This window comes from Yersinia sp. LJYL362 (assembly GCF_048323875.1).
Genome location: NZ_JBLWEX010000051.1, coordinates 1 through 9,115, shown reverse-complemented (window position 1 = coordinate 9,115; position 9,115 = coordinate 1). Strand labels below are relative to the sequence as shown.

Here is a 9,115-nt window from a genome sequence, read left to right as displayed (position 1 = left end):
GCGGCGGCATCTGATGCACGTATGGGCGGAGCGCTGTTGCCCGCGATGAGTAATTCCGGTTCTGGAAATCAGGGGATTGCCGCTACCATGCCAGTAGTGGTGGTGGCAGAACACGTCGGAGCCAGTGAGGAAGAGCTGGCGCGGGCGCTTATTCTTTCCCATTTGATGGCGATTTATATTCACAGCCAGTTACCCACTTTGTCTGCATTATGTGCCGCCACCACCGCCGCAATGGGGGCCGCGGCAGGGATGGCGTGGCTGCTGGAGCCGCGTTATGAACCGGTAGCATTGGCCATTGGCAGTATGATTGGTGATATCAGCGGGATTATCTGTGATGGCGCGGCCAACAGTTGCGCGATGAAAGTTTCCACCAGTGTTAGTGCAGCGTATAAGGCGGTGTTGATGGCATTAGACAGCAGCGGGGTTACTGGCAATGAGGGGATCGTTGCGGATGATGTCGATCAGTCAATTGCTAATCTGTGTGCGCTGGCCTGTGGTGCGATGCGGCAAACAGACAGTCAGATTATCGAGATTATGGCACGAAAGTGTCACTGTGATTAAGCGTTGATAAGTATAAATAACCGGGAGGGCAGTGATGCTCACCCGGCTTATTGTTATTGGCTTATGACACCAATTCCAGACCGGCGAGCCGTCGCCAGTAGCCATTACAATCGGCTTTATCGGCCAGTGTCAGTGGGTTTAATCCCAATTCGTTGGCGCGGAACTGATCAATGACACCCAGCGTTTCCATGCCTTGCGGCGAAAGACGGACGATATCCACCAAACCTTGCATGGAAATCAGATCGTTACCGAGGTTATAGCAATAGCCACTTTGGGTCTGAATCCCATTAAGGATAAACACCTGCTGGTCTTCCTGTGACAGCACCGGCCTACCTTGCGGATATTTAATGCAGCAGGTCTCACACTCGTCTTTAGCTCGATCTTCTGAGCGCGCAGTAAAGCAGCGGGCAGAATAAGCCAGCGGCAGATGACCGTAGCTCAATACCTCGACTTCAAACTGATTGCGGAACCCCAGCTCTTCACACTGTTGCAGCACATTAGCCAGCCAATCGCGTGAAAGCTCAACCGGCATACACCAGCGCATCATGCCCTGACGGTGCAAAATCCGCAGAGTATAGGCGTTGTAGCAATTGAGGGCATGACCGGCGACAAAGGGTAAACCGCGCTCCGCCGCCATATTGACCGCACCCAAGTCATTGGCTTCTAACAAGAAATCGCCGTTTTCGACATAGCGCTTTAATTCATTTAATTCTGACGGCGCTTGCAGCAGGGCCAGTGTGGAAATCACTACCTGTTTGCCGCTGGCGGCAACGTCTTTGGCGAGTGCTAACCAATCACCCACTTTCATTTCGCGGCGTTTGGTACAAACATTCTCACCAAGATAAATAATATCGGCACTGCTGCTGGCAGCGGCCTGATAAAAAGTTTCAATATCGGTTTTTGGCCAGTAATAGAGTACTGCGCCTAAGGCGTACTTCATATTTCCTCCGGCTACTGCCACTTGCGATGATAAGCGCCCAGGGTGGTTTGGGTGCCTTCGGACATAGCGCCCAGTTGTTCCATCCATTCTTCTTTGGCGGAAAATTGCGCAGGGTTGGCCAGATAGCGGTCAATCGCCTGCCGCCACACTTTCGCCACCTGGCTGACATAAGCTGGGCTGCGCTGACGCCCTTCAATTTTCACCGAGGCAATATTGGCGGCAAATAATTCCGGTAGCAGTTCAAGTGTATTGAGGCTGGTCGGCTCTTCCAGTGCATGATAGCGCTGCCCATCCACCAAATAGCGCCCTTTGCACAAGGTCGGATAGCCAGCATTTTCGTTATCTTCATAACGGTCGATCAGCACTTCATTGAGGCGAGACTCCATCCCTTGCGGGGTTTGCTGCCAGCGTACAAAGCGTGCCGGGGAGCAGGCACCGACGGTATTGGGTGATTCACCGGTCAAATAGGATGAAAGATAGCACCGCCCTTCAGCCATAATGCACAAACTGCCAAAGGCAAAAACTTCCAATGGAACCGGGCTGGTGCGGGACAGTTGTTTTACCTGATGCATGGATAGCACCCGCGGTAAAACCACCCGTGCGACATCAAAATGACGTTGATAGAAGCGGATAGCTTCATCATTGGTCGCTGATGCTTGTACCGACACATGGCGCTCAACTTCCGGGTAGCGTTCGGCGGCATATTCCAACATCGCCAAATCCGCCAGAATCAGGGCATCAGCCCCAAGTTGTGCCGCCATATCAACGGCCCGTTGCCAGCGGGAATAGCCATCAGGATGAGCAAACGTATTAATGGCGATATGCAATTTCCGTTTGCGGCTGTGAACGTAATTGACGGCTTCCTGTAATTTTTTATCGGTGAAATTCAGTCCGGCAAAATGGCGGGCGTTAGTATCATCTTTCAAGCCGATATAAACCGCGTCAGCACCATTATCGATTGCGGCCTTTAATGCAGGTAAATTACCGGCAGGACAAAGCAGCTCCATAGAATTTTCCCTATCCGAAGATGATAGTAGAGTTTAGCGAATGGCGATTTTAGTTAACCCGCCGTGAACTGACCTTGATTTAGGGCAGTTTCTTTCGCATTGGTGCCATTCTTCTGATATTTAGCAAGACTTTCAGAGACAACTTGGTGCAAAATTTATTGATATAACATAGTTACCTATTTATCTGGGTTAAGAGGAGTCAGCCTGTGTTGGGAGAACTACGAGCACGCCTTGTACGCCAAGGGCCAGCGCTGCTGCGGGGGCCGTTAAAACTTACGCCATTTGCTTTGCAACGCCAGGTGTTGGAGCAAGTGTTGGGCTGGCAATTCCGTCAGGCGCTGCTGGACGGAGATCTGGAGTTTCTGGAGTCTCGCTGGTTAAAAATTGAAGTGCGTGACCTCGCATTGCAATGGTTTATGACCGTGGAAAACGGTAGGCTGGTGGTGAGCCAACAGGCTGAGGCGGATGTTAGCTTCAGCGGTGATGCCAACGATCTGATTCTGATCGCTGCCCGTAAAGAAGATCCGGATACGCTATTTTTCCAGCGCCGGCTGCGAATTGAAGGGGATACCGAATTGGGCCTGTATGTGAAAAATCTGATGGATGCCATTGAATTGGAATCCATGCCGACGCTACTGCGAGTCGGCCTACAACAACTGGCGGAATTTATTGAAGCGGGTCAGCAAGAGGGTGCGGCGAGTACTTCCCGTACATTAGCATCGTGCTGATCCGGGTTGAAATTCCAGTGGATGCTCCGGGGATCGACGCCTTATTACGCCAGGCATTCAAGGGCGATGATGAAGCAGAATTAGTGCAACAATTGCGCGAAGATGGCTTACTGACGCTGGGTATTGTGGCAACCGATGATGAAGGCGGTGTAGTGGGTTATGCGGCATTCAGCCCGGTAGATGTGGGCGGCGAAGACCGTCAATGGGTTGCACTGGCCCCGCTGGCAGTGGAAGAAGGTCTGCGTCGTCAAGGATTGGCTGAGAAGCTGGTCTACGAAGGCCTCGACTCTCTCAATGAGTTCGGCTATGCCGCGGTGGTGGTATTAGGCGATCCCGCCTATTATCAGCGTTTTGGCTTTGTGCCAGCGGCCCGTCATCAATTAACCTGCCGTTGGCCTGATACTGAAGAAGCTTTTCAGGTGTATGCGTTGGCAGAAGATGCACTGACAGATGCTGATGGCGAAGTGGTGTTTTCTGCGCCGTTTAATCGGTTCTAACGTCTAGCAACGATACCAATGAAGAGGGCTGGTTCATCACCAGCTTTTCTTTTTGTTGCTTACTGAGCTGCTTGACCCGATATTCCAGCTTCAACGCCGTTGAGCGATCCCCTGCTTCACAATGAAATACCAGCGCTAACTCTCCTTTACCCCGCAGCGCTTTCGCGCCTTTTCCAGCTTGATGTTGCGTCAGTCTCCTGGCCACATCAGTGGTAATGCCGGTATACAGCATGCCACTGGTGGTGCGCAGCAGATAGAGATGCCAAAGGCTGTCCGACATAATCTTATTCCAGTCCGGGGGTAGCGGTTCGGAACATTATTACCGGAATTTCCCATTGCATCCTGACTTTTTTATCTGCTGGCACCTGATCAGTTTAAATTGGTTCTATTTGGCTCAATATGAACCATTCGATTACTTATTTAGTCTTTGTTGCAAATTCAAAGCGTGGTGAAACCAAACCGTACAATGTCCAACCGAGGAAGGTGACAATCGCACCCCAAGTCATGGCTTCCTGGCCGGAACTATAAAGCGCATAGAAGCTATACATCGCACCGATAAAGGCAATGATATTGGCTTTGCGCGCTTTTGCAGGTGGAACATTGGCGGTTTTCTGAATAATCACCAACGCTGCCATCGACAGAATATAAGGGATGATATTGGTTACGACGGCCAGATTGACCAGCACATTGAATTGTTTATTCAATGATGGACTAATAGTCATTAGTGACAAAACACTCTGGATGACAACAATAGTCAGCATCCCTTTGATTGGCGCATCAGCTTTACTGACTTTAGAGAAGATTTTCGGGAAGAAACCTTCATCGGCAGAGGATTTAAATACCTGAGCGATGGTGAACTGCCAGCCGAGCAATGAACCCACACAAGACATAATCATCAATGCCATGATGATTTTACCCACAGCCGGGGTAAACATATAAGCGAATGCCAGGCCAAATGGCGCTGTTGAGTTCGCCAAGTCCATATTAGGGACAATACCGGCGATGACGTTGGTCGAAATAATATAGATAACCGCTGCACCTAAAGTCCCGCCCAATACTGCAATCGGAACGTTACGTTCAGGGTTTTCTACGGCGTCGGTATTGGCACAGGCAGATTCCAGCCCCAGGAAAGCCCATAATGTCATTGAGATGGAAGAGCCGATAGCTTCAAAAGTAGGCACGCCATGTGGGTTCCATGCCGCCGCGTAAGCGGAGCCGCTAAACCAGAACCAACCAATAATCGAAATCCCCACTACCGGAATAATCACCCCCCAGATAGTGACACTACTGATTTGCCCGGTAATACGTGCGCCACCGAAGTTAGCCACCGTTGCCAACCACAGTACGCCGATAGTCGCGATACAAATACCCAGTGGCGTTAAGGTAGCACCCAGTAATTCAGTTCCGTACCCGACCGCCGATATGGCAATAGCGATATTGGCAATCAATAGAGACGCACCATAGGTATAGTTGGCCATGAAGTTGCCGGATTTACCGAAAGCGTATTCTGCATAACCGCCCATCCCACCCGATTTACGGCTGAACATCCCGCACTGGGCAAATGCATAAGCCAGCGCCATGGAACCGACGGCGGTGACTAACCATGAAACGATAGAAATCGTCCCAACTTCGGCGAGTTTGGTTGGCAGCATAATTATGCCTGACCCCATCATATTGACGGCAGTCAGAATAGTTAGCTGTACTACTCCCATCTTATTATTTGTTTTACTCATTTTTATTATCTCTTTTTAAATTTCAGAGACTGCGGGAATATTTTCCCGCAGGTTTGAGTTATTGGTGTTGTATAATAGAAATCTTCTTTTTTACTTGTTTTTCATCATATAGCCGTATGCGCGGTTCCATCCGTCTTCATCGACTTGTAAATAAACACCTTGTAATTCAGGTGCAAAGCCTGGCAATAAATTAATGCTTTCTTCAAGTGCCAGGAAATAACGTTGAGCAGCACCACCCCAAACTTCACCAGGGACAACACACAATACTCCCGGTGGGTAAGGAAGTGCGCCTTCAGCGGCAATTCGGCCTTCTGCTTTGCATAATGGAACTAATTCAGCATGTCCACGAACGAATTCAATATTGGCATCCTGAGGATTCATCATAACTTTAGGGAAATATTGTTTGCGGAACATTTCTTTTTGCAGCTGTTTAACATCGTAGCTGACATAAAGGTCATGCATTTCCTGACATAATTTACCGATGGTATAGCCTTTATAACGAGTTTCGTTATTACGATAAACTGTTGGTAATACATCACTCAGCAATGCATCTTCTTCAATGAAACGTTCAAAGCGAGCAATTTGCGCCACCAAATGTTGCATTTTCGCCAAGTCTTCTGCTGGCGTTAATAAGAACAGAATGGAGTTAAGGTCACATTTTTCTGGCACGATGCCATTTTCACGTAGGAAGTTAGCCAGAATAGTTGCCGGAATACCTGAAGCGGTATATTCGCCGGTATTGGTATCAATGCCTGGTGTAGTTAATAACAATTTACAAGGGTCGACAAAGTATTGTGATGCTTCATAACCTTCAAAAGCATGCCATTTTTCGCCTGGAATGAAATTAAAGAAGCGTAAATCTTGAGCCATAGCCTCGGTGTCATATTCTTGCCAAGGTTTACCATCAACTTCTACCGGCACAAAAGGTTTAATCATATTACAGGTATTTAAGATCATTTTACGGGCTTCAATACCGGTCTTCACACAATCTAACCACATGCGCTGACCACTTTTCCCTTCATGCATTTTCGCATTAACATCTAATGCTGCGAATAATGGATAGAATGGGCTGGTGGAAGCGTGCAACATAAAGGCATTATTAAAACGTTTATGGTTACAATAACGATCCTGGCCTTTAATATGTTTATCTTTCTTATGAATTTGCGAGGTTTGCGAGAAACCGGCTTGTTGTTTATGTACTGATTGCGTAACGATAATACCTGGATCGTTTTCGTTCAGTTCAAGTAATAAGGGTGAGCAATCTTTCATCATAGGAATAAACTGCTCATAACCGACCCAAGCAGAGTCGAACAGAATATAGTCACAAAGGTGGCCGATTTTATCCACAACCTGACGAGCGTTATAAATGGTACCGTCATAAGTGCCTAATTGGATAATCGCCAGGCGGAATGGGCGCGCTTCGTTGGCACGTTCTGGGGCTACGCTACGTATCTGTTCACGCAGATATTTCTCTTCAAAACAGTGAGCATCAATACCACCGATAAAGCCAAACGGGTTACGGGCAGTTTCCAGATAAACCGGTGTAGCCCCTGCTTGAATCAGTGCGCCATGATGGTTGGATTTATGGTTATTACGGTCAAACAGTACCAGATCACCACGGGCTAATAGGGCATTGGTGGCGACTTTATTAGAAGCTGATGTCCCGTTCAGTACGAAATAGGTTTTATCGGCATTAAATACTTTTGCAGCATGTTTTTGAGCATCACAAGGTGCGCCTTCATGAATAAGCAAATCGCCTAATTTGACGTCAGCGTTACACATATCAGAACGGAAAATAGTTTCACCGTAGAAGTCAAAGAATTGACGTCCAGCCGGATGTTTACGGAAGAACTGACCACCTTGGTGTCCCGGACAGGCAAAAGTAGAATTCCCCATCTCAACATATTTTTTTAATGTACTGAAGAACGGAGGTAGCAACTCTTTTTCATATTTTTCAGCTGCGGATTCCAGTTGTTTACCGTAAAAGTCAGTATTGTCACCGCACAGTTCAAATACCCCATTTAAAGATGGTAATACATCGGTATTCAGTTCTTCTTCACAACAGACAGCCGCAAAAATTGGAATATCCAGACCTAATGAATGAATGCTTTCAATGACACCATTATTAATGTCTTGAACAGAAAGTACCACAGCAGCTACATCAGTAAAATCGGTGTGTAAAACATCTACAACTTCCCGCTGTGATTCGAAACAAGGCATGGCAGATGTACTCGCCGCGATATTTAATTTTTTCATTTATTTTTCTCTCTTATTTTATTTAGGGTATATGAACCCGTCCAACATTTTTGCAAGTTGGATTTAGTCGTTTAATAAATTTTGTGTATAGCAGCCCGTATCAATGAATTAAAACTCATTAATAAGTAAGTCTGCTTTTCTGCGCAACACGTTGCCTTTATACCATTCCTTGTCTTTACATAAAAAAGACAGAATTTAAGGCGCAGTGATCCTCATGTCATTTAGCATTAATGACAAAGGTGACATTTAATTTTTACAGGATAGCTATGTTTCTGCTGAAAGACTTAAACACCAAGCCAATAGAAATTGAGTCGTAATTAGCAACAATCTATTCGGCGTTGAAATATTACTGTGTGTTGGTCTTTTCGGAGAAAGCAGACAATAGTTAACATAACGAAAAGATATCAAGAGATTTTCGTTGTTGTTAAAAATTGTGCATAGACAATGACTATCCAATAAAAAACGGATGTCATCGCAGGAGGGATATTATCTATAATGGTAATAAGAAAAATTAAAATAACTACGGTGCGCCGGCATCATCAAATGCGTTGTCCGCCTTATATGCGCCATTTTCTTGTTGTTATTTTCCATTTGTGTAAGGTCTCTGTTTTTTTAAACAAATTTCCGGTTTAAACAAGGATGTCGTTTTAAACAAGATTTTCTAAAAACGAACTGATGACGGCTATTTTAGTCATAACACTTATTCATTCTGTGACGAATGTCATGTTTTTATCCGATTTCTAAATGACTTTTGACTAAAAAATGAATAAATAGCTATTTTTATTCATTTTAAACGTTATATATTCAAAACTGTACTGGATATTATGCAAAACAGTAAGGTTATATTTAACACGGCAGATACATTGTCAGAGCTATTATTATGCGATATTAGCAATGAGAGCGGGTTCTTAATTGAAATTGTATTTTATTTGTTAAGCCAAAATTATTTGTTACATCCAAATTTATACGGAAATATTGCATATAAATTCAAATTAAGCATATGCAGTAAATGTTAGCTAAATCACGTTATCAGGCTGTTGCTTGTCAAAGTCCCTATAATAAGGAAGGTTATGCTTGTCATCTTATTGTCGTTAGAGATAAATGTGGCAAAACAGGGGCAAAAGCTGCCCCTGTGAGGAGGAATTTAACTGAATAGCGGTAGTGCACTGGCGGTAAAGGGAATTTTTACCTGTATAACCTGCTGTTGACGAGTCAATTTGATAGATAAAATCTCGCCATCATTGTCCACTTGCACTTCCAGCAGCGGGTCGTGGTTATTCATATCAAATACGCAGGTAACCAGTGATTCAGGTTGATGATGACGCAAAATCAAATAACTGATATCACGCACTGACGGGTTTGCCGGGGCCAACCCCTGAAACAGAGTGGCATC

At 45.9% G+C, this 9,115-nt stretch carries 9 protein-coding genes and 1 pseudogene; 3 read left to right on the top strand and 7 right to left on the bottom strand.

Annotation, left to right across the window (positions count from 1 at the left end; genetic code table 11):
* Positions 1 to 561, top strand: a 561-nt coding sequence (locus ACNSO8_RS02110) for an L-serine ammonia-lyase, iron-sulfur-dependent, subunit alpha (protein WP_418393676.1), incomplete at its 5' end; no start/stop codon positions are given.
* Between the two features lie 61 nt (positions 562 to 622).
* Here the strand turns inward: ACNSO8_RS02110 and ACNSO8_RS02105 are convergent.
* Positions 623 to 1,501 carry a U32 family peptidase gene (locus tag ACNSO8_RS02105; RefSeq protein WP_019084241.1) on the bottom strand — a complete coding sequence of 293 codons (879 nt, stop codon included), beginning with the start codon at positions 1,499 to 1,501 and terminating at the stop codon, positions 623 to 625.
* Between the two features lie 11 nt (positions 1,502 to 1,512).
* Positions 1,513 to 2,508, bottom strand: a complete 996-nt coding sequence (gene ubiU, locus ACNSO8_RS02100; RefSeq protein ID WP_019080678.1) for a ubiquinone anaerobic biosynthesis protein UbiU — start codon at positions 2,506 to 2,508, stop codon at positions 1,513 to 1,515.
* Between the two features lie 206 nt (positions 2,509 to 2,714).
* Between ubiU and ubiT the strand changes: the two genes are divergently transcribed.
* Both ubiT and ACNSO8_RS02090 read left to right on the top strand, forming a co-directional pair.
* Entirely contained in the window at positions 2,715 to 3,236 is a 522-nt protein-coding gene (gene ubiT, locus ACNSO8_RS02095; RefSeq protein ID WP_011815454.1) for a ubiquinone anaerobic biosynthesis accessory factor UbiT, read from the top strand.
* Complete coding sequence (locus ACNSO8_RS02090; RefSeq protein WP_019080677.1) at positions 3,230 to 3,733, top strand: GNAT family N-acetyltransferase; 504 nt, start codon at positions 3,230 to 3,232, stop codon at positions 3,731 to 3,733. Before ubiT ends, ACNSO8_RS02090 begins: the two co-directional genes overlap by 7 nt.
* On the opposite strand, the gene ACNSO8_RS02085 is transcribed toward ACNSO8_RS02090, so the two are convergent.
* From ACNSO8_RS02085 to ACNSO8_RS02065, 5 genes and pseudogenes are all read right to left on the bottom strand, one after another.
* Positions 3,720 to 4,013, bottom strand: coding sequence for a GIY-YIG nuclease family protein (locus tag ACNSO8_RS02085; protein ID WP_005156248.1), 294 nt, complete (start codon positions 4,011 to 4,013; stop codon positions 3,720 to 3,722). The genes ACNSO8_RS02090 and ACNSO8_RS02085 overlap by 14 nt on opposite strands.
* Before the next feature lie 136 nt (positions 4,014 to 4,149).
* Positions 4,150 to 5,466: a putrescine-ornithine antiporter gene (potE, locus tag ACNSO8_RS02080; RefSeq protein WP_019080676.1), complete on the bottom strand. Its 1,317-nt coding sequence runs from the start codon at positions 5,464 to 5,466 to the stop codon at positions 4,150 to 4,152.
* 90 nt (positions 5,467 to 5,556) lie between these two features.
* Positions 5,557 to 7,722, bottom strand: coding sequence for an ornithine decarboxylase SpeF (speF, locus tag ACNSO8_RS02075; RefSeq protein ID WP_005175347.1), 2,166 nt, complete (start codon positions 7,720 to 7,722; stop codon positions 5,557 to 5,559).
* A 486-nt stretch (positions 7,723 to 8,208) separates the two neighbouring features.
* Complete coding sequence (gene speFL, locus ACNSO8_RS02070; protein ID WP_223300551.1) at positions 8,209 to 8,292, bottom strand: leader peptide SpeFL; 84 nt, start codon at positions 8,290 to 8,292, stop codon at positions 8,209 to 8,211.
* 574 nt (positions 8,293 to 8,866) lie between these two features.
* Positions 8,867 to 9,115: pseudogene (locus ACNSO8_RS02065) on the bottom strand (alginate lyase); the annotation flags it as partial.